Below are 245 nucleotides of genomic sequence, written 5' to 3' on the forward strand. Positions count from 1 at the left end.
ATCTCAACCCCGAACAACACGCCGCCGTCACGCTCCCGAACGAGCCCGCGCTGATTCTCGCCGGCGCAGGCAGCGGCAAAACGCGCGTGCTCATCACGCGCATTGCGTGGCTCATCCAGCACGGCCTCGCGTCGCCGGCCACCATCCTTGCGGTGACGTTCACGAACAAGGCCGCGCGCGAAATGATGTCGCGTCTGTCGGCGCTGTTACCCATCGACACGCGCGGCATGTGGATCGGCACCTTT

General features: G+C 65.7%; 1 protein-coding gene. It reads left to right on the plus strand.

The window, feature by feature from the left end; genetic code table 11:
• A partial coding sequence (locus SB822_RS59815; RefSeq protein WP_410859475.1) for a UvrD-helicase domain-containing protein occupies nt 1-245 on the plus strand: 245 nt, incomplete at both ends.

It is taken from the genome of Paraburkholderia sp. SIMBA_054 (assembly GCF_046534875.1).
GTDB classification, from domain to species: domain Bacteria; phylum Pseudomonadota; class Gammaproteobacteria; order Burkholderiales; family Burkholderiaceae; genus Paraburkholderia; species Paraburkholderia hospita.